The organism is Cognataquiflexum aquatile, assembly GCF_003316845.1.
In the GTDB taxonomy this organism is placed as follows: domain Bacteria; phylum Bacteroidota; class Bacteroidia; order Cytophagales; family Cyclobacteriaceae; genus Cognataquiflexum; species Cognataquiflexum aquatile.
The window spans coordinates 194,060-218,472 of sequence record NZ_QMIK01000006.1; the positions used below are offsets into that span (position 1 = coordinate 194,060).

Annotated in this window: 23 protein-coding genes; 10 read left to right on the forward strand and 13 right to left on the reverse strand. The window is 40.8% G+C overall.

Annotation, left to right across the window (positions count from 1 at the left end):
• Window positions 1-3: 3 nt before the first annotated feature.
• Window positions 4-225, forward strand: coding sequence for a membrane protein insertion efficiency factor YidD (yidD, locus tag DQW11_RS17845; RefSeq protein WP_113925465.1), 222 nt, complete (start codon window positions 4-6; stop codon window positions 223-225).
• On the opposite strand, the gene DQW11_RS17850 is transcribed toward yidD, so the two are convergent.
• From DQW11_RS17850 to DQW11_RS17870, 5 genes are read right to left on the reverse strand one after another with little or no spacing between them, the layout of a single operon-like run.
• On the reverse strand, window positions 222-1,328 hold the full coding sequence (locus DQW11_RS17850) for a prolipoprotein diacylglyceryl transferase (RefSeq protein WP_113925466.1): 1,107 nt from the start codon (window positions 1,326-1,328) through the stop codon (window positions 222-224). The genes yidD and DQW11_RS17850 overlap by 4 nt on opposite strands.
• Window positions 1,329-1,366: 38 nt before the next feature.
• The gene (gene nadE, locus DQW11_RS17855; RefSeq protein ID WP_113925467.1) at window positions 1,367-3,214 is read right to left on the reverse strand and encodes an NAD(+) synthase; all 1,848 of its coding nucleotides are present in this window, start codon (window positions 3,212-3,214) and stop codon (window positions 1,367-1,369) included.
• Between the two features lie 43 nt (window positions 3,215-3,257).
• Window positions 3,258-3,998 carry a ribonuclease III gene (rnc, locus tag DQW11_RS17860; RefSeq protein WP_113925468.1) on the reverse strand — a complete coding sequence of 247 codons (741 nt, stop codon included), beginning with the start codon at window positions 3,996-3,998 and terminating at the stop codon, window positions 3,258-3,260.
• Between the two features lie 2 nt (window positions 3,999-4,000).
• The gene (gene fabF, locus DQW11_RS17865) at window positions 4,001-5,254 is read right to left on the reverse strand and encodes a beta-ketoacyl-ACP synthase II (RefSeq protein ID WP_113925469.1); all 1,254 of its coding nucleotides are present in this window, start codon (window positions 5,252-5,254) and stop codon (window positions 4,001-4,003) included.
• Window positions 5,255-5,276: 22 nt separating this feature from the next.
• Window positions 5,277-5,513, reverse strand: coding sequence for an acyl carrier protein (locus DQW11_RS17870; RefSeq protein ID WP_113925470.1), 237 nt, complete (start codon window positions 5,511-5,513; stop codon window positions 5,277-5,279).
• Between the two features lie 151 nt (window positions 5,514-5,664).
• Here DQW11_RS17870 and DQW11_RS17875 point away from each other — a divergent pair, with 151 nt between their 5' ends.
• Both DQW11_RS17875 and pyk read left to right on the forward strand, forming a co-directional pair.
• Entirely contained in the window at window positions 5,665-6,093 is a 429-nt protein-coding gene (locus DQW11_RS17875; RefSeq protein ID WP_113925471.1) for an IPExxxVDY family protein, read from the forward strand.
• Between the two features lie 13 nt (window positions 6,094-6,106).
• The gene (gene pyk, locus DQW11_RS17880; RefSeq protein WP_113925472.1) at window positions 6,107-7,537 is read left to right on the forward strand and encodes a pyruvate kinase; all 1,431 of its coding nucleotides are present in this window, start codon (window positions 6,107-6,109) and stop codon (window positions 7,535-7,537) included.
• An 84-nt stretch (window positions 7,538-7,621) separates the two neighbouring features.
• Here the strand turns inward: pyk and DQW11_RS17885 are convergent, their stop codons facing one another.
• From DQW11_RS17885 to DQW11_RS17905, 5 genes are read right to left on the reverse strand one after another with little or no spacing between them, the layout of a single operon-like run.
• Window positions 7,622-9,193: an NFACT RNA binding domain-containing protein gene (locus tag DQW11_RS17885; protein ID WP_113925473.1), complete on the reverse strand. Its 1,572-nt coding sequence runs from the start codon at window positions 9,191-9,193 to the stop codon at window positions 7,622-7,624.
• 2 nt (window positions 9,194-9,195) lie between these two features.
• The gene (locus DQW11_RS17890; RefSeq protein ID WP_113925474.1) at window positions 9,196-9,957 is read right to left on the reverse strand and encodes an MBL fold metallo-hydrolase; all 762 of its coding nucleotides are present in this window, start codon (window positions 9,955-9,957) and stop codon (window positions 9,196-9,198) included.
• The gene (locus DQW11_RS17895; protein ID WP_113925475.1) at window positions 9,954-10,232 is read right to left on the reverse strand and encodes a hypothetical protein; all 279 of its coding nucleotides are present in this window, start codon (window positions 10,230-10,232) and stop codon (window positions 9,954-9,956) included. The genes DQW11_RS17890 and DQW11_RS17895 overlap by 4 nt, the downstream gene beginning before the upstream one ends.
• Window positions 10,233-10,247: 15 nt before the next feature.
• Window positions 10,248-10,625, reverse strand: a complete 378-nt coding sequence (locus DQW11_RS17900) for a response regulator (RefSeq protein WP_113925476.1) — start codon at window positions 10,623-10,625, stop codon at window positions 10,248-10,250.
• Window positions 10,622-11,374, reverse strand: a complete 753-nt coding sequence (locus DQW11_RS17905; RefSeq protein ID WP_113925574.1) for a response regulator — start codon at window positions 11,372-11,374, stop codon at window positions 10,622-10,624. Before DQW11_RS17905 ends, DQW11_RS17900 begins: the two co-directional genes overlap by 4 nt.
• Window positions 11,375-11,446: 72 nt before the next feature.
• Here DQW11_RS17905 and miaA point away from each other — a divergent pair, with 72 nt between their 5' ends.
• A complete protein-coding gene (gene miaA / locus DQW11_RS17910) occupies window positions 11,447-12,343 on the forward strand; it encodes a tRNA (adenosine(37)-N6)-dimethylallyltransferase MiaA (RefSeq protein ID WP_232826793.1) in 897 nt (298 codons plus the stop codon).
• A 57-nt stretch (window positions 12,344-12,400) separates the two neighbouring features.
• On the opposite strand, the gene DQW11_RS17915 is transcribed toward miaA, so the two are convergent.
• From DQW11_RS17915 to DQW11_RS17925, 3 genes are all read right to left on the reverse strand, one after another.
• Complete coding sequence (locus DQW11_RS17915; RefSeq protein ID WP_113925478.1) at window positions 12,401-12,772, reverse strand: hypothetical protein; 372 nt, start codon at window positions 12,770-12,772, stop codon at window positions 12,401-12,403.
• 4 nt (window positions 12,773-12,776) lie between these two features.
• Window positions 12,777-13,751 (reverse strand): 6-phosphofructokinase, encoded by a 975-nt coding sequence (pfkA, locus tag DQW11_RS17920; RefSeq protein ID WP_113925479.1) that lies wholly within the window; start codon window positions 13,749-13,751, stop codon window positions 12,777-12,779.
• A gap of 244 nt (window positions 13,752-13,995) precedes the next feature.
• Window positions 13,996-14,343, reverse strand: a complete 348-nt coding sequence (locus DQW11_RS17925) for a single-stranded DNA-binding protein (RefSeq protein ID WP_113925480.1) — start codon at window positions 14,341-14,343, stop codon at window positions 13,996-13,998.
• A gap of 292 nt (window positions 14,344-14,635) precedes the next feature.
• Between DQW11_RS17925 and DQW11_RS17930 the strand changes: the two genes are divergently transcribed.
• The 6 genes from DQW11_RS17930 (at window position 14,636) to DQW11_RS17955 (ending at window position 24,362) form a co-directional block, all read left to right on the forward strand.
• Complete coding sequence (locus tag DQW11_RS17930; protein WP_113925481.1) at window positions 14,636-16,141, forward strand: S10 family peptidase; 1,506 nt, start codon at window positions 14,636-14,638, stop codon at window positions 16,139-16,141.
• A 211-nt stretch (window positions 16,142-16,352) separates the two neighbouring features.
• Window positions 16,353-18,092, forward strand: a complete 1,740-nt coding sequence (locus DQW11_RS17935; protein WP_113925482.1) for a UDP-N-acetylglucosamine--peptide N-acetylglucosaminyltransferase SPINDLY family protein — start codon at window positions 16,353-16,355, stop codon at window positions 18,090-18,092.
• Between the two features lie 176 nt (window positions 18,093-18,268).
• Window positions 18,269-19,582, forward strand: a complete 1,314-nt coding sequence (locus DQW11_RS17940) for an agmatine deiminase family protein (protein WP_113925483.1) — start codon at window positions 18,269-18,271, stop codon at window positions 19,580-19,582.
• A 54-nt stretch (window positions 19,583-19,636) separates the two neighbouring features.
• Window positions 19,637-20,980, forward strand: coding sequence for a DUF418 domain-containing protein (locus DQW11_RS17945; protein WP_113925484.1), 1,344 nt, complete (start codon window positions 19,637-19,639; stop codon window positions 20,978-20,980).
• 68 nt (window positions 20,981-21,048) lie between these two features.
• Entirely contained in the window at window positions 21,049-23,184 is a 2,136-nt protein-coding gene (locus tag DQW11_RS17950) for a S9 family peptidase (protein WP_113925485.1), read from the forward strand.
• 380 nt (window positions 23,185-23,564) lie between these two features.
• The gene (locus tag DQW11_RS17955) at window positions 23,565-24,362 is read left to right on the forward strand and encodes an SDR family NAD(P)-dependent oxidoreductase (protein ID WP_232826794.1); all 798 of its coding nucleotides are present in this window, start codon (window positions 23,565-23,567) and stop codon (window positions 24,360-24,362) included.
• The last annotated feature ends 51 nt before the right edge of the window (window positions 24,363-24,413 follow it).

The following is a 24,413-nucleotide window of genomic DNA, read 5'->3' on the forward strand; positions in this document are numbered from 1 at the left end:
GCTTTGAAGACAATTCTCCGCAAAATCGCCATTTTCCCTGTATTGGTATATCAATATGTGATTTCGCCGCTTTTTCCTGCCTCCTGCAGGTATACGCCTACATGCAGTCAATATACCAAAGAAGCCATATTGAAACACGGTGTTTTCAAAGGAGGATGGCTAGGAATCAAAAGAATTTTGAGTTGCAATCCTTGGGGAGGTCATGGTCATGACCCCGTTCCTTAGCTGACTTTTTCTTTAAATCCTTTTTTTAAGGCCAATCCCACCAAGAGCAGTCCTCCAACTACCAATGGAATACTTAGCCATTGACCCATATTGAGAGTGAGCCCCTGCTCAAAATCAACCTGGTTTTCTTTCAGGTATTCCCAGACAAATCGCATTCCAAAAACCGAGATTAAAAATAATCCCAACAACAATCCATCAGGAATTCTGGACTTATAGGTTATCCAAAGCCAAAGTAAAACAAGGAAAATCACAAAATAGGAGGCAGCTTCGTAGATCTGGGTTGGATATCTGGCAACACCAAATGTATAAACTGTAGCCAAATAGTGGTCTCCTTTATCCATTAAATCAAAATTCAAAGGAGTTTCGGGACTCTCGGCCATGTACTTTTGGGAGCTTTTGAATTTTGTCAAAACATATTTGACATCGGTATCCAAGGTTGTCTTGAGGTCTGCCTCGCTGAATCCCCCTTTTTCTATTTTGATGTCTATATTGACCGGTACTATTCCGGTACCTGTCAATTCTGCATCTCTATTTTCAGGTTTGTACGCGCGAACTTCTTGAACAGGAATCCGAAGTGTTTCCAAAATTTCTTCGCTGTCTCTGGCGTAAACGAAGCCGCTGTCGTCACCGGTTGGTTTGCCGCCGATTTCAGAATTCATCAGGTTTCCAATCCGGATCATGGCACCTGTCATGGCAACCACAATGACTATACGGTCCACCACCCAAAGGTAGGTTTGGGTAGGTACTTTCCTAGCATAGAGGTAAAGTGCAAATAATATGGCAATGGCTGCCCCGTGGCTGGCCAATCCACCTTCCCACACTTTGAGAATTTCAATCGGGTTGCTGAGGTATTTTTCAGGTTCATAAAAAAGCACATGACCCAATCTCGCTCCAATGATGGTGGCCAATACCATGTAAATCGTCAGCTTGTCAACAAGCTTATCGTCCTGTCCTTCTTTGCGGTAAATGTAGATCATCACCTGTTGGGAAATGATAAATCCTAAAGCAAATAACAAGCTGTACCACCTTAATCTTTCAAAACTTGGAAAAACCGCAGGATTTGGACTCCATACGATATAGTCAATTATCAATTGTAATGTCATATTGTTATCTTTTTTTGGATCAGGTGATTTTTTATAGATTAATTATCATCCAATTCTTTCAATTCCTCAACGTAGCCTCCGGACAAAATCGGGAACCTATACCAGGTTTTGGGATCTACATTGAACTCATCCAAATGAAAGGAAGGCGCAAGACGTTCCCTTTTCCATTGGTTTCGCGACCAAAGCCGGAAGAATTTTTTGATATAAATTTTAAGTAATTCACTTTCTACGTTGATTTCCTCTTTTAGGATTAGGAAAATATCGACAGGGGATCTTTTATCCCGGATGGCAAGCCTCTCTATTTCGACAATAATGGAATAGGGCATCAGATCGGCCTCATCGGTCTGTTGGTTTTCTGAAGGACGGAGTTCAGCGGTCGGCTGAAGACCGTTGACTTTTTTCAAACCAGGATAATGGAGTTCAGTCTCGGCCCACCTAAGCCATTGAATTACAAAATGCTTGTCAATTCCTGCTATGGGAGAGATACTTCCACTTGTGTCACCGTCCATAGTTGTATAGCCCACATCCCCTTCACTTCTATTGGAAGTACTCAAAAGCAAGGCGTTTTTTACATTGGCCAGCATCCAAATAATCGGAGACCTAGCCCTTGCCTGAATGTTTTGAAGTGCTATGTCATCTTCCTTCCAAGACAGTTTCCTTCCTATGGATTTTTCGATTTTTTCTGTGTATGATTTGACCTCATCGGTGATTTCCCAATGAAGGAATTCCGCCCCTAAACTTTCCGCCAGATTCTTTGCACTTTGATAGGTGGCAAATGATGAGTTGTCGGATGCCTGATAAGCAGTGGTGAGAACCTGTCCAATGATTTCTTTGACGGGATTATTTGTCAAAGGAATAAATGTTGATCCTAACTTTTGAAGGAAGGCAGGTACTCCGAGTTCTTCAACCCCACGTCTTACCATTTCCGAAACCAACACAGCAATGGTTGATGAATCTGCTCCACCGCTGAGTGAAAGCACAAAACCTTTGCTTTTGCTTTTTCTCAGGTAATCAAAGAGGGCTAAAGCAGAAGCCTTTACAAATTCCTCGTTCTTTTGATGCAGGCTTTCGATTTCTGGATAGTCTTCGGTTTGTTTGTTATAATCGAAAATCAAAACCTGAAAGTCATCAAATGAAAGCAGTTTGTTTTTGAAAATAAGCCTCCCGTTTTTGGAAGCAAGGATTTCCCCATCAAAAATCATTCTTCCGGCCTCATTTCCAAGGAGGTTGATATAAAAATAAGTGGCGTCAAAAAACCTTGAGCTGTCATTTACTAGCTGTTCCCTCAACAGGCTTTTTCCCATAGCAAAGTGACTTGCACTTGGATTGAAGATAATGTCTACTTTTCTTTCTTTGAGTCGATATCCGGGTCTGACCTTTCCCCTCCAGGCATCTTCACAGATTTCAAAGCCATATTTTAATCCTTTTTTCTCTAAAACCAGGTCACCGAATGGCACCTGATTTCCGTGAAATTCAAAACTGACCACTTTTCCATGTTCCCATGGGGTAAACCAGCGAAACTCATAATGTACACCATCTATGGCCATAAATTGCTTGGCTACAAACCCGGTGACTTTTTGGTCTTCCAGGATAGCCACACAATTGTAGACTTTTTCCTGTATCCTTACCGGAAGCCCTACCGCAATGGTGATTCCATTGGAATAGGGAATTAGCTGTTCAAGTTGTTTAAGTGCTTTTTGGGGATACCAATAGCTTAAAAATAAATCTTCACTTCCATAGCCTGTAATGGCCAATTCAGGAAAACAGATGAATTCGGCATTCAGGGATTTTGCTTTCTCTATCGCCTGTGTGATGTGCCCAAGGTTTCCCGTCCAATCTAAAGGTGTTTGGTTGACAGTGGCACAAGCGATTTTTAATGTTGACATTTTACCGGAATAAAAATTTAATTCAAGCCTCAAAGATACTCTTCTAAACAGCTATTTGGAGAATTTCACAGGCATTTTTAGCAGCTTCCTGTTCGGCTTTCTTTTTTGTTGCCCCTTTTCCAATAGCCAAAAGTTGCCTATTGACATGGAGTTCGACGATAAATTCCTTAAACCTCTGCTCTCCGTTTACTGAAATGGTTTTGAAATCAATTTCGGAATTTTCTCTTTGTCCCCATTCAATGATTTTACTCTTGAAATTGGTCGTAGTGGTAATTATATTATCCAAATCGAAATGGATGATGATCCTTTTCAAGATGAATTTCTTACAAAAATGAAAATCCCTATCCAAGTAAACGGCCCCTACAATAGCTTCAAGAGCATCTCCATAAAGTGATTTGTGTGAACTGAGATTTTTGCCCTTGTATTCCTCGCTGATGATTTTTGAGAGTCCGATTTTTATGGCAATCTGGTTGAGGGCTTCCCTGTTTACCATCCGGCTTCTCGTTTCTGTAAGGAAACCTTCGTCTCTGTAGGGGTATTTGATGAAAAGAAATTCAGCCACTACCGCACCCAAAACAGCATCACCTAGGTATTCCAGCCTTTCATTGGAAATTTTCATTCCATTGATTGATTCCTCTGCTGCGGATGCATGCTTGATGGCAAGTTTGTAGAGGGTCAAATTAAAAGGCTTGCTTCCAACCATATGTTTGATGGAGGAGGCAAGCCTTTTTTCGTATTTGGAATAAAACAGTGACCTAAGCCGTAGTAATCTGGACAGTTTCAATGTTACTCGGTTATTTTTTTGAAGATGATGGAAGCATTATGCCCACCAAATCCAAAGGTATTACTCAATGCTGCCCTGATTTCTCTTTTTTGGGCTTTATTGAAAGTCAGGTTCAATCTAGGATCAAACTCCTCATCATCCGTAAAGTGGTTGATGGTAGGGGGGATGAGACTATTTTTAATGGCAAGGATGGAAGCAATAGCTTCGATGGCACCTGCCGCACCGAGGAGGTGCCCTGTCATTGACTTGGTACTGCTTATATTGATTTTATAAGCATGTTCGCCGAATACCTTTTGAATTGCTTTTACCTCACTGATATCTCCGAGAGGAGTGGAAGTACCGTGTACATTGACATAGTCAATATCCTCGGGCTGCATTTCTGCATCCTCGAGTGCATGCTTCATCACATTGGACGCGCCTTCTCCTTCAGGATGGGGAGCGGTTATATGATAAGCATCAGCAGTCATTCCGCCACCTACCAGTTCAGCGTATATTTTTGCCCCACGGGCCTTTGCATGTTCATAATCTTCTAAGATCAGACATCCGGCGCCTTCACCAAGGACAAATCCATCTCTGTCTTTGTCAAAAGGTCGGGAAGCGGTCGTGGGAGAATCATTTCTTTGGGAAAGGGCTTTCAAGGCATTAAAACCGCCTACACCTGCTTCGGTAATGGTAGCTTCTGTACCACCTGTGATGAAGATGTCTGCTTTGTTTAGCCTGATATAATTGAAAGCATCAATAATGGCGTTTGTGGCTGAAGCACAAGCCGAAACTGTTACAAAATTTGGTCCTCTAAATCCGTATCTGATCGAAATGAAACCTGCGCAGATGTCAGCTATCATTTTAGGGATAAAGAAGGGGTTGAATCTCGGGGTGCCATCTCCTCGTGCAAAGTCGGTCACCTCATCCTGAAAAGACCTGAGACCGCCAATACCCGAACCCATGATCACTCCGGCTCTGTGTAAGTTGATTTTTTCTAGATCAAGACCTGCATCTTTGATCGCCTCATCAGCGGCAATAAGCCCCATCTGAGTAAAAAGATCCATTTTTCGGGCTTCCTTTCTATCAATAAACTGCTCGACGTCAAGATTCTTGACCTCGCATGCAAATTGGGTTTTGAAAAGGGTAGCATCGAACCTAGTAATAGGTGCAGCACCGCTTACACCAGTTGACAAACTGTTCCAGAATTCCGGAACAGTATTTCCAATCGGTGTAAGGGCACCTAAACCTGTTACTACAACTCTTCTTAAATTCATAAATGAATTTTGAATGAATATTTTATTTTACGTTTGCCTCCAGATAGCTGATAGCCTGACCCACTGTACCGATTTGCTCAGCTTGGTCATCTGGAATAGAAAGGTTGAATTCTTTTTCGAATTCCATAATGAGCTCAACTGTATCCAGTGAGTCTGCACCAAGATCATTAGTGAAGCTAGCCTCGGGAGTTACTTCAGATTCTTCAACGCCTAATTTATCAACGATAATGGCTTTAACTTTTTGTGCAATTTCAGACATTTTTCGAATAGTTTAATTTAAAACACTTCGCAAAGAAATAGATTTAAAACCTTATTGCCAAAAAAATGCCGTACCTAAATTGAAGATATTATTTAGGGCGTCAGAAGTTGATAGATTATTTTTAATTTTGTTTGGTTAAATTCTTCCACAAATGAGGAAAAGCAGATTAATTGTAGAACACCTGTATGAATTTGAACTTCTTGGTTTTGTGGCCCCTGTCAAGGACTACAAACTGGCCTGGATCGTCAATACTTCTTTAGATTTGAAATTGGCCAAAATCGAAGATTATGAACTCGAATTTATAAACGGTACCAGACTCTGTGTTTCCCAATATAAATGTGAAAAAGAAAACGGATTCATTCAGCTACTGAAAAACAAATCCTTTGTCCCTGATACCCATTCCTTATACCTCATTCCTGAATTGAAAATCTTTGATTACTTCCTTCTCATCCAAGATTTTACTTCAGAAGTAGATATTAATGACTATATTGAGCGCCTTTCGAGCAATGCATTAATCCAAAATGTAGTCAAACTCGACATCGACAAAATCAAATCAAAAGAAAATCTATTAACCTATTAAAACCCAATATTCTATGAGTATTGCTCTTTATAATAAGACAAAAATATTAGCTACTATCGGTCCTGCGTCCAACAATATTGACACTTTGAGAAGTCTAGCCAATGCAGGGGCCAACGTTTTCAGACTTAATTTTTCTCATGGTACTCACGCCCAGCATGCTGAAGTGATCAAAATGATCCGTGAAATCAATGAAAAACTTACCGTCAAAATCGGAATTCTTCAAGATCTCCAGGGTCCAAAAATCCGCGTAGGCGAAATGGAAAACGGTGGAGTGCAGATCGTTCCGGGAGGAAAAATCACCATCACCAACGATCCTGTTGTCGGCAATGCCGAGCTTGTCAGTACCGTCTATGAAAATCTTCCAAATGATGTAAAATCAGGCGACAGGATACTGATCGATGATGGTAATATCGAACTTGCTGTCAATAATACAGACGGCAAAAATGTCCGCTGCGTGGTCATCCATGGCGGTATTTTGAAATCAAGAAAAGGCATCAACCTACCCAATACCAAAGTTTCCGCACCTTCTCTTACTGAAAAAGACCTTGAAGACTTAGAGTTTGGTTTGGCCAATGACGTGGACTGGATTGCACTTTCATTTGTGAGGTCCGTGGATGATATCATTGATTTGAGGGAAAGAATCACCAAAGCTGGAAAGAGCTGTAAAATAGTGGCCAAAATTGAAAAGCCCGAAGCCCTACAGAATATAGAATCCATCATCGAGGCGACAGATGCCATCATGGTGGCGAGAGGAGACCTCGGGGTGGAAATGCCAATGGAAACCGTTCCACTATGGCAGAAGAAAATGGTAACGCTATGTAAAGTTGCCTGCAAGCCGGTAATCATCGCCACTCAAATGCTTGAAAGTATGACCACCCATCCAAGACCAACCAGGGCAGAGACCAATGACGTTGCCACTGCTGTATTGGATGGCGCAGATGCAGTGATGCTTTCTGCAGAAACAGCCTCAGGGCAGTTTCCTGTCAATGCTGTCAAAGCAATGAGTACCATTATCAATTACATTGAAACCAACGAGGATGTTTTCCATCATCTTTATAAAATAGAAGAAAACGATCCCAATTTCCTCAGCAAAAACCTCACTTTGATGGCTGCAAGGCTTTCTAGAAATGTGAAAGCCAAAGCCTTGGTCGGAATTACAACCTCAGGTCAGACACCATTGAGATTGGCTTCCTTCCGACCTCTTGCCAATCTTTTGATATTTACCAGAAACAAAAACCTTTTGACCCAATTGAGTTTGGTTTGGGGAGTGAGGGCTTATTATTATGAGAGTAGCACTTCGACAGATGCCACTTTTATGGATATCCAAGACCAGTTGAAAAAGGACGGCTATGTCAAAATCGGTGACATCATCATCAATACTGCCAGTATGCCTTTGAAAGAAAAAGGAAAAACCAATATGCTTAAAATCCACCTTGTGGAATAAATTCAGTCAGATTGCATTAAAAAAGGCTTCCATCTCGGAGGCCTTTTTTGTTTGTTTTATTGCTTAATTTTTTTCTTACTGATGTTAATTATTGTCTTCTTTTGGTCCGGTAGGCTTTACCATCAGCACATTTTCTTTTTCGACCATTACTGCTCCGGGTGGTGTTCCTTTTACTTTTCTCACAAACTTGGCCGGAGTATACATCACAGGAGAAAGGCTTTCGTTTTTGTTTTTTGAATAATACGCTGCCAATTCAGCCGCTCTTTCCAAAACTGTTTTCGGAAAATTGATGCCTGAGCGGTATTTGATCAGCACATGTGATCCGGATACGTCTTTGGCATGAAGCCATAAATCTTCCTTCCAGGCAAAATTGCGAAGCATATCGTCATTGGATTTTGCTGATTTTCCGACAAGAACCTCAAAGCCTTCGATTTCAAATCTTTTGAACGGTACCTGTTCCTCCTGTTCCTTTGATTTAGGAGTCAGGTGGTTGTTTTTGACAAAATCCCGAAGGCTCCTAAAGTCTTTAAACCCTTCGATTTCTTCTAGCCACGAAGCTGTCTGTAGGGATAGTTTTTCTTTTTCCGCAAGGTTTTGGGAAAGTTGTTCAATTTCTTTCTTTCTGTTTTTGGATTTGCGATAGAGGTTTTCGGCATACTTTTGAGGACTTTGTCCCACCTTGAGTTTGAAAATCTCCTTTTTTCCTGAGTAGAAATTAAAAAGCGATATCTGTTCGGTATTGGGTTCTATCGCATGGAGATTGGCCATGATTACATCTGCCACTTGAGAAGGCGGGGTCTCATGGAGAAGTTGCTCCAATCTTTCCCCGGTCTTTTGGATGTAGGACTTCGTTCTCTTTTGTTGTTCCTGAAGCTGCTTCAGCCAAGAATGTTTTTCTTTTTCAAATGACTGGATGACTACCCTATATCTGAAAAGTTCATTACATGCTTTGATAGGATCAGAAGTCTTAAATATTGCTTCCTTCTCAGGGAGCAAAGACAGGAGATATTCATTTTCATCGCTGATGATGGCATATAGCGGGCTCTCCAACATATCCAAAAGTTCCTGCATCAACTCCCATTTCTCTTCTAATCCGGCCTCTATATAGCCTTGGTTTTTGAGCCATTCTCTTGGGATTTTTCCCAGAGTCGGCAAGAATTTTGAGGCATTGCCTTCCAATGAGGAGAAAGTATTCCAGTCTAATTGGAGGTTTTTTGAAAGATCGGAGACCAACAGGTTTTTGTCATCCCTCAATTCGTTCCTAAACAACAAAGACGGTAAGGCTTCTTCTTTTGGATAAAAAAGGATGTTACTTCTCGTTCCGTGAAGCTTGAAAACTATTTTGTCACCGGAATCCAAATAGGCTATAAATGCCCTTTCAAAATTGATGACATCGATCTTGCTGATCTTTTTTCCGATGATTTCAGGGAAAAGGGAAACAGTATTTCTTTTGCTTCTTTTGAAATTGTCGGGAAAGGAAAGACAGGAAATTGAAGGAAGCAGGTTGGCCCGAATGAAAATATCCTCACCATCTTTCGTACAGCCGATTACCAATTCGTCTTTATTTTGGGAAAAACATTCCACAATCTCAGCGCCTGAAAAGGTTTTATCCAGCTCTGGGCAAAGGAATTTTAAAAAGTGGAAATTGAAGTGCATCGTTAAAGGGAGATTTTCAATCCATCAAAAGCGAGATGGATATGAGGAGGTAATGTTTTTTCCACCTCTTGGTGCGTGCCCAGGCGGTGGCTGATGTGTGTAAAATAGGCCAATTCAGGCTTGATCAGGTGCACGAGTTGGATTGCCTCCTCCAAGGTGAAGTGAGAAAGATGGTGTGATTGCTGTAGGGCATTCAGCACAAGGACTTTGGTTCCTTTTATTTTTTCAAGTTCAGTGTCATCAATGTATTTGGCATCTGTGATATAAGTAAAATCTCCAAACCTAAACCCAAATACAGGTAATCTATAATGAAGCACCTGAATCGGGACGACCTGGATTCCTTCTGCGGAAAAAGGTTCGTTGACGATTTCATGGGTAATCACCGAAGGAACTCCAGGGTACCTCACTTCCTCAAATATGTAGGCAAATTCACGCTTGATCTGATTGAGGACTTTTTTGGTCCCATAGATTGGCATGTCTTTTTTTTGAAGGAAATTATAGGAGCGGATATCATCCAGTCCGCCCGTGTGGTCTTTATGCTCATGGGTAAAAAGTACCGCATCCAGATGATGGATTTTTTCCCTGATCATTTGTTGTCTGAAGTCGGGACCTGTATCTACGACAAGGCTTTTGCCTTCTATTTCCAGGTGGATCGAACTTCTCAATCTTTTATCCCGGTAATCAAGTGAACTGCACACCGGACAGTCACAGGCTATCACGGGTACGCCCTGAGAAGTGCCTGTGCCTAAGAATGTGACCTTCAAAGTTTTAGTTCGGTTTGTTGTAATTCGGAAATTAAATCCTGCAGTTTTTTATCTGAAAAATCTTTGGGGCTGAACCCCAACTCTTTGATAATATCGAGCAAGGTATTGATCTTGCCTTCTAAGGTATAATATTTATTGACGATGACGATCTTGTTTTCTTTGAGAACACAATATCCTGATTTGAAATTTCCTTTTTCATACCTCAAAATATATTCTGATGAGGCAAAGAGATCTTCGATTTTGTCCAGAAAGTTTTTTGTGTATTTGACTGTCATTCCGGTTCTTTCTATTTAAGAAAGGTGTTTTCTTACAGTTGCAAGTAACAAATCATAATCCAATGGTTTTTGGATGTAGTCATTGAGGCCTGCTTTTTTGAAATCATCCAGCGTGTAGTTTTTGTAATTCCCTGTAATAGCGACGATCGGAATGTTTGCTTTGTTTTTGTCCTCCAGGGCCCGGATGGTTTTTGTACATTCTATCCCGTCCATGACAGGCATGTTGATATCCATCAAAATCAAATCAAAATCCTCATTCAAAAGTTTTTCCAAAACTTGCTTGCCGTTTTTGACAGCTGTAATTCTATATTTCTCGAAAAGGAGTACGTTCTTGGTAAGGTTTATTATAACAGAACTGTCTTCTGCTACCAAAACTTTCTTATTTTCCGTCATGGATTAAGCAATTGAGATGATTTGATTTTTGAACTAAATGACTGAATTAAGTCTGTCAAATATAAATATTCTTCTGTGGTATTCTCAAAGTTGGAAGATTTTATGTTTTTTTCAAATTTTTGACAAAAATAGAAAATGTCCATCGCGCCAAGCGTTCCGGAGTTTCCCTTGATGATGTGGAGCTTTTCACCTATTTCCGAAAAATTTTCTGAGGCTATCAAAATCTGGATTTCACTTAACAAATTTATACTCTCTTGCACAAACTCTTCATATACCGACCTGATGTTATCCGCATTGTTAAATTTGAGCAAGGTATTTACCACCTTGGGGTCCAATTCCGAATCGGGAGTTTTAATATACTCTTCTGTTTTTGTGGGCTGTTCGGATTTTCGCAAATGCCTGTCAAGTGTTTCAAGTAGATTACGGGGTTTGATGGGTTTGGCAATAAAGTCATCAAACCCGGTCGAAATAAAATATTCCCGGTCACTATCATTGGCGTAAGCCGAAACCGCGATAACAGGAATATTTGAAAGTTTTTCGTTTTTGATGATGTTCAAAGTATTGATGCCGTCTAGGGTAGGCATCTGGATGTCCATCAAAACAAGGTTGTATTCTCCCGTCTTGATTTTTTCCAAAGCCTCGCTGCCATCAGATGCGGTTCCAAATTGATATAGCTGACCGATGATATGCTCAAAAACTTTTCTATTAAGCGAATTGTCATCTACAATAAGTACCTTTTTGGTTTTCATTATTGAATATTGATAATTTTGATCCCGACTTATTGTATCCCAAAGACTTTGGAACCGAAAAATAAACATTTATTGGTAATTGCTGGCCCTACTGCTGTGGGTAAAACGGAAATCTGCCTCCAACTTGCCGAAAAATTTCATACAGAAATCATTTCTTCAGACAGCCGACAGTTTTACAGGGAGACCAATGTGGGTACAGCCAAGCCTTCTGTTGCTGAATTGGAACAGGTTCGGCACCATTTCATCAATTCACTCTCTATTTTTGATGCCTATGATGTCAAAAAATTTGAAAGTGACGCCATCAAACTTTTGGATCAACTATTTATCAAACACGATATAGTGATCATGACAGGAGGATCGGGACTTTATCTCGATGCTATCTGCTTTGGTTTTGATGAAATCCCTGACGTAAACCCCGCCATCAGAAAAGAACTGATTTTGGATTTTGAAAATTTGGGGATCCAAAATTTACAATCGAGACTCCAAAAACTTGATCCCGATTATTTTGAGAAAGTGGATATCCACAATCCCCAAAGGCTTATGAGGTCATTGGAAGTATGTATCGGAACAGGGAAAACGTATAGCTCATTTAGAAAAATGAAAAAAAATACCAGGCCTTTTAATATTATTTTTATAGGTCTGGAAAGGGAAAGGGAAGAGCTGTACCAAAGAATCGAGGAGCGGATGGATAGAATGATCGACCAAGGGATTTTTGAGGAAGCTGAAAAATTATTTCCTTACAGGGATCTGAACGCCCTTCAGACGGTCGGCTATTCTGAGATTTTTGGGTTTTTGGAAGGGAATTATGACAGGGAAGAAGCCCTGAGGTTGTTGAAAAGGAATTCCCGCAGGTACGCAAAAAGGCAAATGACCTGGTTCAAAAAATACGATCAAATGGCTTGGTTCCATCCTTCAGACCTAGAAGGAATTACAACCTTTATTGAAAATAGAATAGAACAAGGTCAGTGAAAATAGAATTTTAGAATTCACCGACCTTGGTTTTATAGATTTACTCTAATCATACAATCAACCAAGATGTCTGTGCCCCATCATCTTGGCCACAAAACTGTATGGCTTTTTCACAATTAACTTGTTGTATTGGGAAACGGTGATTTTTAAAGATTGAAATATTGGCCTGACTTCAGTTTCAAACGGTGATTTGCTTTTAGGGCTATTTTCAGATTTTGCTTTAGCGAATTCTTCATCAATTTTCTTCAGGACAACAGCATCAAGTCCCACTTCTTTTTGATGCACAATTCCCAATTTTTCTAATTCATTAAAGAAAGCTTGCTGGATTTGAAGTATCGATTTTTTTTTGGCTATCAGAGATTGGTTGACAACCAAAAAAAACAACCCAATAAAACAGGAAAGTGTAATGATAATTGGCAGATACCCCATGTTTTTAAATACTTAATATTTCAATTAATTTCAAATGGTCGGGATTTAAGGCTTTGCTTTTTCCGATGCAATCAGCAAATGGTGTATATACGACCAGGCCGTTCATGACACCGGCCATACAGTTCGATTCTCCCGCGATCAATCCTTCAACAGCAGCCATTCCACACCTTGAAGCCAAAACCCTGTCACGTGCGGTTGGGCTACCGCCTCTTTGGATGTGTCCCAATGTTGTCACTTTGAATTCTTTATCTGGATCATTTACTTTTTCCCTGACTTTTTCCATGATTTCTTCAGCACCGCCATCTACATCGCCTTCTGCCACCACTATAATGCTTGAGGATTTGGATTTCCTCAGGTTTTTGAGGGATTTGACTACTGCATTTAGGTCTGTGGAGGTTTCCGGGACCATTACAAATTCTGCCCCTCCGCCAATACCACATTCTACTGCAATGTAACCGCTATCCCGTCCCATCACTTCTATGAAGAAAATCCTGTCGTGGGCAGCAGCAGTATCCCTGATTTTGTCTATAGCATCCAAAGCGGTATTTACAGCAGTATCAAATCCTATGGTATAATCAGTGCCATAAATGTCATTGTCGATTGTACCCGGACAGCCGATAATTGGAATTCCGTATTCTTCAAAAAATATCTTTCCTCCTGTAAAAGTGCCATCGCCCCCGATCGCTACCAGGCCTTCTATCCCGTTTGCTTTTAGCTGTTGATAGGCTTTCTCCCTACCTTCTTTGGTTCGGAATTCTTCACTTCTTGCAGATTTTAAGATCGTCCCTCCGCGTTGGATGATGTTGCTTACTGAGTGGGATTGCATCCTTTTGATGTTTCCATTGATCATCCCGTCATAGCCGTATGTTATTCCATACACTTCCAGATCTCTAAAAATTGCTGTTCTGACTACAGCTCTGATGCAGGCGTTCATTCCCGGGGCATCACCGCCCGATGTGTATACTGCTATTTTTTTCATGTTTAATAGGTTTTCAAACCTCAAAAATACGCTTATTTGGATGTCATTGTAATACAATCCGAAAATCTTTTGAATTGTTCAAGTTTCTTGAGCTGTTTGGTTCTTACGAAAAAAATAATGCATGATTTTATAGAATCAGGAAAAATTTGGCTTTAATAAAAGTCTGGTTTTTGGGCTCTTTGTTTTTTTAAAGCAACCGTCATCCTGAAAGGATCACTTTGAGGATGACGGCGGTTTTGGTAGGTCAGGCGGAAGTGACTTTTTCACCGAGCAGCAATACCTCTTCAGCCACTACCTCAGTAATATATTTCTTTTGGCCATCCTTGTCTTCGTAGGACCTGTTGGTAAGCTTGCCTTCAATCGCAATTTCAGAGCCTTTGTCAGTATATTTTTCGATGACTTCGGCGGCGTTTCCCCAGGCGATGATGTTATGCCAAGTGGTTTCTTCTACTTTTTCCCCTTTGGCATTTTTAAAAACATCCTTGGTAGCAATGCTGAAGGATGCCTTTAATTTCCCTGAATCAAAGCGTTTTGTTTCTGCTTTGGCACCCAATCTCCCGATCAGTTGTACCTTGTTTCTCATGTTGCCCATGTTTTTGTGTGTTTTGGTTTTGAAGAATACATGTTGCCGGTTTTGTTTGGCAATGAGTCAAAGGTCTGCAGGGAAAAATGGCTTAGTCGGTATTTTGTCGTTTCTAGTCGATTATAAGCGTTTGTGAAACGGATAATTTGGCCCCCTCAAAAAATCAAACTGAGGAAGTTTCTTTTGTAAGCACTCAAGGCGGAATTAAGGAGGGTCTTTCGGTCGAAATAATTCCCTTGAAATTTTATTTTGAAAATTATTAGATTGCCTGACAAATGACCATCAACCAATCTGACAGAATATGAAAAAACCAATTTTACTCCTTTATGTTTTTCTGCTCTTATCCATAAGCGTAATTGCCCAAGAAAAGCCTGCTGAAAAGCCCATTCCGGAAGGCGAAGTATTTACCTCTACCCAAACGGTAAAAATCAACGGTGCCACCCACAGTCTAAAAACGCGGGCAGGTACGCTTCAACTCCGTGATGAAAACAATGAACCGATTGCCTTGCACGGCTTCACAGCCTATTTCAAAGAAGATGGACCATCCAAGAGACCGATTATTTTCTCTTTCAACGGCGGCCCCGGTTCCTCTTCCTATTGGCTTCACATGGGTGTTATGGGACCAAAAAGGATTGTTGTCAACGATCCCGGATATACCAAAGCTGCTCCTTATGAATTGGTCAACAATGATTATTCCATCCTCGATGTAGCTGATGTGGTGATGATGGATCCGATTGGGACGGGATTGAGCATGCCGATTGGAAAAGCGGAGGGAAAGGACTTTTGGGGAGTGGATCAGGATATCCGTGCTACAAGCCTGTTTATCATGCAGTTTTTGAAAGAATACGACCGCATGCAGTCACCCAAATACCTCTTGGGGGAAAGCTATGGGACATTTAGAAACGCCGGAGTCATGAGTTATTTATTGGACAAAGGATATGCCCTCAATGGTGTGGTCATGGTTTCTTCGGTATTTGATATCAGGTCATTGGCTTTTCCTGTCCAAGAAAGTACTTCCTACCTTGTTCATTTCCCATCCTATGCTGCTACTGCTTGGTATCATGACAAGATTCCCAACAAAAACCCCAACTTGGAAGCTTTTGTCGATGAAGTGAGAAAATTTACCGAACAGGAATATTTGCCGGCATTGTTTAAAGGAGGAAGGTTGAGTGATGCAGAAAAAAACAGTGTTGCCGAAAAAATGGAAAAGTTTACCAGCATTTCTAAAGATATCTGGTATCGTACCAACCTGAGAATGACCGCAAGCGAATTTTTCAATGAATTGCTGAGAGAAGAGGGAATGACTGTGGGTAGATTGGATTCACGATTCAAAGGCATCAATCCTTTTCCACAAAACCAGTATGCCATCACTGACCCTCAAAGTGATGCTATTTCGCCCGCGTATACCACAGGATTCTTGGATTACTTCCACAGGGACTTGGGTGTAAGCAAAAAACTGACCTACAAAACTTCCGCCTATGCTTCTCCGGGATTTAAATGGGATTGGTCTCACCGAGGGAATGAAGGTTGGGGCAGTATGATTTCTGTGAATACGGCCATCGATATGGCGGATGCAATGAATAAAGATCCAAATGTAAAAGTGCTGCTTATGAACGGTTACTACGATTTGGCTACCGTATTTTATGGAGTGGAACATACCATTGACCAAATGAACCTGAGACCTGAAATCAGAAAAAACATCATCATGACCTATTATGAAGGCGGTCATATGTTCTATACCCATATGCCGTCTCTGCAAAAATTCAAGAAAGATTTGGCGGACTTTATCAAGGATACGACCCATTGATTTGGGATTTTGATTATGACAAAAAAGAGGGCGAGCAATCGCCCTTTTTGTTTTTTCTTAATTTGAAATGAAAGTTTTTTGATTCGATCAAGGCAAAGATATTGGTGAAGAATAATCAATAACTTTTTCGTTCTTTACACCAAAAAATCAAAGGATTTTATGTATAAAATATTTTTTGTAGATTGTTCTTTTCCACCAAAACAACCTTTAAATGAACTACTTATCAATTTTGAAATTGTGGGCTTTTGTGCTGATTCCTGTGTTTTTTGGGACAATTTATTTCTTTAAAGAAGAAGAGGAAAAGCCTGCGGTCATTACCTTTTTAGGAGAAAATAACCTTGACCAGTTGATGGGGATCACCCTTTGCCGGGAAATGGCCTATGTCCCTGAGGATTTTCTGACCAAACCGATAGGGGTTTCAAATGTCCAAATAGGTTCCATTGATTTCCCGATCAGTACCGCTTCAAGGGAGGCGCAGGAAATGTTCAATCAAGGCATGGCGTATTATTACAATTTTGACTACGTCCAGGCGGCCCGGTCATTTCATGATGGCGTGAGACTAGACCCGGAGGCTGCCATGATATGGAATGCTTTGAGCGTTACTTACACCAACCTCGCAGATACTGTCAAATCCAAGGAATTTGGAACCAAAGCTTTTGAATTGGCAAGAAAATCAGGAAATAGATTTGAATATCTTTATACAAAATCTAATTTTTTGGCTTTGGAGCCGCCAAGTGGAATGGAAGGTTATCAGGCACTTTATGACAGTGTTTACGCCGTAAAAGACGCCCTGATTTCCGAGTTTCCTGACAATGTAGAGTCTTGGGTATTGGCAGCTGAAATCCGCCTTTACTTTAGGGGCCTGGAAGAAAGCGAAGTGGAAGGGAATATTGCCAACCTGGAAATGTTGGAAAAAGCCCTTGCCACCGATCCTGACCATTTTGGCGTTTGGCATTTGCTCATTCATTCCAATGAAAGTTTGTCCAGATTCGAAGATGCTTTGAAATATGGGAAAATGTACACTGAGGCCGCACCGGATATTCCACATGCCTGGCACATGTATGGCCATGACCTTATGAAAACAGGAAATATCGATGAAGCCATCATTAAGTTTAGTATAGCGTTGGATCTGGAAAAGAAGAAGTATGACCGGGAAGATATGCCCTATCACTATGATTGGCACTATCCACACAACCTTGAACTGTTGGCTTATTGTTATCAATACAAGGGACAGTTCGAAAATGCCAAAGCGATTTTTGTTCAGCTAGATACCATCCAGGCTTTCCAAGAGGAAAGTGAAGGAAAAATCCGAAAGGGCCACCCTTTTTTCCTTTTACAAAATGGAGAATATGACGAGGCGATTTATTTAGCTGATAAGCTGGCCAAAGGCGAAGGTATCAATACCAAGTTGGTGGCGAATATTTCCTCCGGTTTGGCCCATATGATGAAAAGGGATGAGAAAAACGCAATGAAATCTGCCGGAGAAATCCAGATATTATTAGATTCTCTAGTGAATGAAGTATCCAAATATGGGATTCCGGAAGAAATGTTCACCTCATCTTCCTATTTCCAGTTTTATAAAGGATTGCAGGACCTCATTGAAAATGGTCTGGTGCTCCAAAAAGATCCTGATAATAAAGAAATAAAGGAAAAAATCGAAACCTTCCAAAAACAGATGCTCAGCCAGACCGGTCCTGACCCATGGATTGAATCCCTGTATTTCCTACAGTTACTTTCCAACATCACTTATTCCACAGGCAATATGGAATTGGCCGAATCTTCCGCCAAAGCCCTCCTCGAACATGATCCCGAATTTGGTGGAGGACACTACGCCATGGCTAGAGTTCAGAAAAGAAAAAACAACGAAGCCGCAGCCTCTGAATCTATGGCAAAAGCCAAACTTGCCTACCAAGATGGAGATGGGGAATTTTTAAAAAGTTTGGGATTTTGAATTCAGGTTTAAAGAAAATGACAAAGTTCAATTGACAATATTCCTAAAGACTAACTGAAATAATTTCTGTGGATATTAGGGTTTTCAAAATTTATAAAACACATTCTTGGATCTGATCGGTTTTAAAAAAGCTCAATTGAAAAGATTGAATTGGGTAAACCCTCAAAATATTTCTCATGAAAAATATAATTGCTTTTGTTTTTGGATTTTCAATCCTGTTTTCTTGCAAGGAAAAAACTGATCCTTCACTATTTTTCTTCCCTGCAGAATGGGAACCTCAAGAAGCAATCTGGATGGGTTGGGATGGTAATCTTAAAAAAGATGACACTTTGCACATCATTACTTCCAATATTATCAGGGAGTTGCAGAAGGACATAGATGTGGTGCTGTGGGTGACTTCTGATAGTTTGGCGGACAATGCCCGCAGTTTTTTGAGCAAGCTTCAAGTACCCATGGATAGGGTAGAGATAGCTGTGGTCCCTGCTGACAATGTTTTTTGGTCAAGAGACAGTGCGCCGGCTTTTGTCATCAACAGATTGGGGGAAAGAAAAGCAATTGATTTCAACCATACAGGGTTTTTCAGGTATATCAAAAGGCAAACCGACATGGCCGCAGATTCAGCGGCTTTGGCTAAAACCATCAAAGAAACTCATTTGATGATGCAAATTGACAGTTTGGTGGCTGTGGAGAAAAATGAGGTTTTGGATAAATCATGGATGTTTATCGAAGGAGGTGCTTTTGATGTCAATGGCAAGGGGTCGCTTTTGGTCTCGGAGTCCTTTTTGTTCAGAAATATTTCTGATGCGATGCGTGATACTTTGACCAAAAAACATTTTGAAGAGGAGTTTAACAGGACCTTGGGAGTAAATAATGTGATTTGGCTTTCAGATGGATTGGCGGAAGACAGCGGTGGAGGATTTTTTGGAAAATATACTTCAAGCGGTACAAATGGGCATACAGATGAATTTGCCCGGTTTATAAATCCAAACACGATTCTTTTGGCATGGGTGGATGAGGAAGAAAAGAACCTCAATCCTATCAAAATGGCCACTTATGAACGTATGAATCGAAATTATGAAATTCTCAAAAACGCAAAAGACCAGGATGGCAAGCCTTTTAATATCATCAAATTGCCAATGCCTGACCATGTGATTGAAGACAGGGTTTTGAATGCTCAGATAATGTCCAAAGACGGGGTACGTAAATTTTATGAAAATAATGGTTTTGTAGAGGGGGATACCTTGAAGCTTGTGGCGGCAACGAGTTATATGAATTTTCTTTTTACCAATGACAAAATTATCATTCCGTCTTATACCGCTCAAGGAAGTTCAGTCCACAAGGAGAAACAAGTACAACAGATTTTTAGGGAACTTCATCCCGATAAAAAATTGGTATTCATTGACGCCACCTATGTCAATGCAAATGGTGGAGGCATTCATTGTATGACCCGACAGATACCCCAAAGAATTCTAATAGGAAATAATAAATAGCAATCCAATTACCAAACAGATATTCCTCCAGACCTCCAACTCATTCACAGCACCATGAATATTCAGACCACCACCGAAACCGAATTGGTTGACAAATCAAGTAAACCGGCAGTTCAAATTGACAGAATCGACATCATTGACATCATCCGCGGTGTCGCCCTTTTGGGGATTTTACTTTTGAACATCCCGTATTTTGCCATGCCGGAATATTTCGAAGAGGCCTGGATTCAAGATACTTCTAATACCAACTTCTGGGTAAATGCTGTCAATACCGTTTTCTTTGAAGGAAAGATGCGAGCGCTTTTTTCAATGGTTTTTGGGGCAGGGATTATTCTTTTTACCTCCAACAAAGAAAAAGCAGGGAAATCTGCCACCTGGCTTTTTTATAAAAGGATGATCTGGTTGACCATATTCGGATTGATCCATGCACATATTCTATTGTGGATCGGGGATATCCTTTATTACTATGGAGTAATTGGGATGTTGGCTTTTTTGTTTAGGAAAATGAAACCCAAATACCTTGCCTTGGGTGTTCCGATTGTGGCTATTATCGGTTTTGTGGCCAACACCCTGTTTATGCAAAATATCAGGGGAACATACCTGGAATACAAAGAAGTGAAAACACTGCAGGATCAGGGAATTGCACTCAGCCCAACTCAGGATTCCATTGTCCTGGAATGGACAGAAATCCAGAAAGAATTTATTCCCAACAAGGAAGAGGCGGCCGAACATACCGCTTTGATGAAAGGAAGCTACTCGGATGTGGCGAGCTACATCAGGCCAAAATCCTGGGATGGTCAGTTCAAATACCTGATTTTTAGTATTTGGGACATGCTTGCCCTGATGATGCTGGGTATTGCCCTTTACAAATGGGGTTTTCTGACACTCAAATGGACCAAAGCCCAATACAAAAAGACTGTTTTGATTGGTTATGGAATCGGTCTTCCTTTGGTAATTTTCGCCTTTGTTTATAATACAATCCATTTTCCGAATGTCGAGGCGGGATTAAAACACATTGAGGAGCATGCGGTCAATTGGGTTTCTTTAATTTACGATTTTCAACGGATCGCGATCATGATGGCTCATGTTGCTTTGGTGATGTTGATCTATCAGGCCGGTTATCTGAAGAGGTTGATGAATGGGCTGAGGGCAGTGGGTCAGATGGCATTTACCAATTATATCATGCATACTGTGATTTGTAGCTTGGTGTTTTTCGGATATGGATTGAACCAATATGCCGAATGGGAATATTACCAACTCTATTATTTGGTCATAGGAATCTGGATTTTTCAGTTGATCATCAGCCCGATATGGTTGAAATATTTCCTTTTCGGACCTTTGGAATGGCTATGGAGATGCCTCACATATAGCAGGATTCAGCCTTTTGTCAGAAAATAGACAGCCAAAAAATAGCGCTGTATCCCTATTATCATTTTCCTATATTTGCGCACTATTCTCTAGCAGCTATGAATAAATCAATCCAAACCATTTTAATTATCCTCACAGGAATGAGTATCGCATGTTCTCAACAAAAGCCGGAATTCACTTTGCCGGATGTAGCACCGCCTTTGGCTACAGTCAAACCGTTTGAAATCACTTCCAAGCACGGACACAAAAGAACTGACAACTACTATTGGCTCAATGACCGTGAAAACCCTGAAGTCATCGATTACCTGAATGCTGAAAATGCCTATTTGGACACCATGATGGCGCATACCAAGGGCTTTCAGGTAGAATTGTTCAATGAATTGCGTGCAAGGATCAAAGAAGACGATTCGTCTGTTCCATACAGATTGGACGATTACTATTACTACACCCGCTATGTGGAAGGAGGAGAATATCCGATTTATGCAAGGAAAAAAGGCTCTCTCGAAGGTGCTGAAGAAATCATCATGGATGGCAATGAACTGGGAAAAGGGAAATCTTTCCTCAACTTTTTTACTTCAGTAAGTCCTGACCATAACCTCGCCGCCATCATTATGGATACGGTGGGTAGAAATTTCTACACCGTGATGATCAAAGACCTCCGTACCGGAGAAATACTTCCTGACAAAATCGAAAATATCAGAAGTTCGGCAGTCTGGACCAATGACAACAAATCATTTTTCTATTCCATCCCGGATCCGGTTACCCTTAGAAATTTTCAGGTGAAGCGACATTTCCTTGGCCAAGACTCCTCCAAAGATGAGGTGGTGTTTGAGGAAAAAGACCAGACTTTGAGCTGCGGTGTCGGAATTACCAAATCCAAGAAATACATCATCATTGGTTCAGGCCGTACAGATGCTTCCTATGCCATGTTTATGGATGCAGACAATCCCGGCAAACCCAAACTGATTGCTCCGGTGCAGGACAATGTGCAGTACAGTGTGGACCATGCTATTGGCGATAAATTCAATATCTACACCAACCTGAATGCAGTCAATTACCGATTGGCAGAAGCACCTGTTGCTGATCCGTCTGTTGCCAATTGGAAAGATTTGATCCCACATAGGGCAGATGTTTTCTTAGAAGGAGTGGAATATTTCAAGGATTATTATGCTGTGCAGGAGACCTTAGAGGGCCTTGCCAATATCCGCATCATCAAGTGGGCTGACAATTCGGAACATCAGATGGTATTTGAAGAGCCTGCTTATTCTGCAGGGATAGGTTATAATCCTGAGTTTGAAACCAAGACTTTGCGGTATTCATATACTTCAATGACCACGCCAAATTCCACTTACGACTATGACATGGAAACCAAGGAAAAAACCTTGATGAAAGAGCAGCCTGTCTTGGGGGATTTTGACAAAGCCAATTACAAGACAGAAAGAATCATGGTTCCTTCCCGTGATGGAAAAAGAATCCCCATGTCCATTGTGTACCGTGCCGACCTATTCAAGAAAGACGGTACTTCTCCAGGATGGATTTATGGTTATGGGTCTTATGGCGCATCCATGGATGCATACTTTAGCAGTTCGAGGTTGAGTCTGTTGGACAGGGGTTTTGTCTATGCCATCGCGCATGTGCGTGGAGGTCAGGAAATGGGTGGAGATTGGTATGAGGATGGCAAGATGATGAATAAGAAGAATACCTTCAATGACTTCATCGATTGTTCCAAATGGCTTCAGGATAACCAATATGTGGCCAAAGACAAACTCTTTGCCTCTGGTGGAAGTGCAGGAGGATTGCTGATGGGAGCGATCGCCAACATGGCCCCGGAATTATATAGGGGTATTGTTGCAGATGTTGCCTTCGTGGATGTGATCACCACGATGATGGATGAGACGATTCCTTTGACCACTTTTGAGTGGCAAGAGTGGGGAAATCCAAACATTCAGGAGCAATATGAATATATGCTTTCCTATTCGCCGTATGACAATGTCGAAGCAAAGGATTATCCTAATATCCTGGCGACCACAGGACTTCACGATTCACAAGTTCAGTATTGGGAACCTGCAAAATGGGTAGCTCTACTCAGAACCAAAAAAACAGATAAAAACCGCCTTTTCCTCAAAACCAATATGGATGCGGGACATGGTGGCGCAAGTGGCAGGTTTGAAAGTCTGAAAGAACTGGCGTTTGAGTATGCTTTTGTGTTTGATATTCTTGGGATTTCTAAATGAAATATGCTCAATTAGAGCGAAATAAATTGAAATAAGCCTTCGGCGAAATAACTTCAGCACCAATCTTTTTAATAAGGATTGGTGCTTTTTTTTGATCGTCTAACCTTCCTGCAATAACATATGAAATTGAGGTAAAGGATCTGAACTGATCCAATATCAACTAATATCCAATATCAATGAATATCTGTGCCTAATCCAATAAACATCAAGTTTGATGCTTTTTTATTTCCATTTTATTTCAATGTATTTCTACCTTATTTCAATTTAGCCATCCAATATCAAGTAATATCCAATATCAATGAATATCTAATGGTTGATGCCTTTTTATTTCAATTATATTTCAATTTATTTCTATCTTATTTCAAAATTTCTATAATCTCATGTCCCATTCAATTTTTAATAACCAAGTCATCTGGATCACCGGCGCTTCCTCGGGATTGGGGAAGTACATGGCCTTTGAATTTGCGAAGCAAGGCGCAAAACTTGCCCTCAGTTCGAGAAGAGTTGATAAGTTAGAGGAGGTTTTAAAAAAAATCCAAGAATTAGGAGCTGAGGGAATTGTTGTCCCCTGCGATGTGCTGGAGGAGGAATCGTTAGAAAATGCGGTAAAAGAAGTCATCCGGCATTTCGGTAAAGTTGATGTGGCTATTGCAAACGCAGGTTTTGGAGTATTAGGAAAAATAGAAGAGTTGTCAGCCAAAGACTGGAAAAGGCAATTGGACATCAACGTCACGGGCTTGGCTTTGACTTCAAAGTATGCCATCCCTTACCTAAAAGCCTCCAAAGGAAGATTAGCCTTGATCGGAAGTGTGGCCGCTTACGTTCCCAATCCCAAAACCGGTGCCTATGGTGCATCTAAAGCTGCCGTCCGTTCTATCGGACAGACTTTGCAGTTGGAATTAAATGGAACCGGTGTAAGCTGTACGGTAATCCATCCGGGATTTGTGGATTCTGATATTACGCGGGTGGACAATGAGGGAGTTTTTCATGAAGATTACAAAGACCCAAGACCGAAAAATCTCATGTGGCCAACGGATAAAGCCGCCCGGGTTATGTTAAATGCAATTTCAAAGAGGAAAAAATCTTTTGTCTTTACCGGACATGGCAAATTTATCGCTTTTATCGGTCAGCATTTTCCAAGACTAGGGGAGTGGATAATCGGGAAAATGGGCAATTAAAATAGAAAAAGTGTAACCTTTTATAATTAATAATCCTGTAAATTCAGGTCA

Bases quoted from the DNA above. Each gene is read 5' to 3' on its own strand.
- DQW11_RS17875 (WP_113925471.1), top strand. From the start codon at position 5,665: ATGAGGAAAAGCAGATTAATTGTAGAACACCTGTATGAATTTGAACTT.
- DQW11_RS17925 (WP_113925480.1), bottom strand. From the start codon at position 14,343: ATGGGCAACATGAGAAACAAGGTACAACTGATCGGGAGATTGGGTGCC.
- DQW11_RS17950 (WP_113925485.1), top strand. From the start codon at position 21,049: ATGAATAAATCAATCCAAACCATTTTAATTATCCTCACAGGAATGAGT.
- DQW11_RS17900 (WP_113925476.1), bottom strand. From the start codon at position 10,625: ATGACGGAAAATAAGAAAGTTTTGGTAGCAGAAGACAGTTCTGTTATA.
- DQW11_RS17905 (WP_113925574.1), bottom strand. From the start codon at position 11,374: ATGAAAACCAAAAAGGTACTTATTGTAGATGACAATTCGCTTAATAGA.
- DQW11_RS17945 (WP_113925484.1), top strand. From the start codon at position 19,637: ATGAATATTCAGACCACCACCGAAACCGAATTGGTTGACAAATCAAGT.
- pyk (WP_113925472.1), top strand. From the start codon at position 6,107: ATGAGTATTGCTCTTTATAATAAGACAAAAATATTAGCTACTATCGGT.
- DQW11_RS17885 (WP_113925473.1), bottom strand. From the start codon at position 9,193: ATGCACTTCAATTTCCACTTTTTAAAATTCCTTTGCCCAGAGCTGGAT.
- fabF (WP_113925469.1), bottom strand. From the start codon at position 5,254: ATGAATTTAAGAAGAGTTGTAGTAACAGGTTTAGGTGCCCTTACACCG.
- DQW11_RS17895 (WP_113925475.1), bottom strand. From the start codon at position 10,232: ATGACAGTCAAATACACAAAAAACTTTCTGGACAAAATCGAAGATCTC.
- DQW11_RS17850 (WP_113925466.1), bottom strand. From the start codon at position 1,328: ATGACATTACAATTGATAATTGACTATATCGTATGGAGTCCAAATCCT.
- nadE (WP_113925467.1), bottom strand. From the start codon at position 3,214: ATGTCAACATTAAAAATCGCTTGTGCCACTGTCAACCAAACACCTTTA.
- DQW11_RS17955 (WP_232826794.1), top strand. From the start codon at position 23,565: ATGTCCCATTCAATTTTTAATAACCAAGTCATCTGGATCACCGGCGCT.
- DQW11_RS17870 (WP_113925470.1), bottom strand. From the start codon at position 5,513: ATGTCTGAAATTGCACAAAAAGTTAAAGCCATTATCGTTGATAAATTA.
- DQW11_RS17930 (WP_113925481.1), top strand. From the start codon at position 14,636: ATGAAAAAACCAATTTTACTCCTTTATGTTTTTCTGCTCTTATCCATA.
- DQW11_RS17940 (WP_113925483.1), top strand. From the start codon at position 18,269: ATGAAAAATATAATTGCTTTTGTTTTTGGATTTTCAATCCTGTTTTCT.
- DQW11_RS17915 (WP_113925478.1), bottom strand. From the start codon at position 12,772: ATGGGGTATCTGCCAATTATCATTACACTTTCCTGTTTTATTGGGTTG.
- pfkA (WP_113925479.1), bottom strand. From the start codon at position 13,751: ATGAAAAAAATAGCAGTATACACATCGGGCGGTGATGCCCCGGGAATG.
- DQW11_RS17935 (WP_113925482.1), top strand. From the start codon at position 16,353: ATGAACTACTTATCAATTTTGAAATTGTGGGCTTTTGTGCTGATTCCT.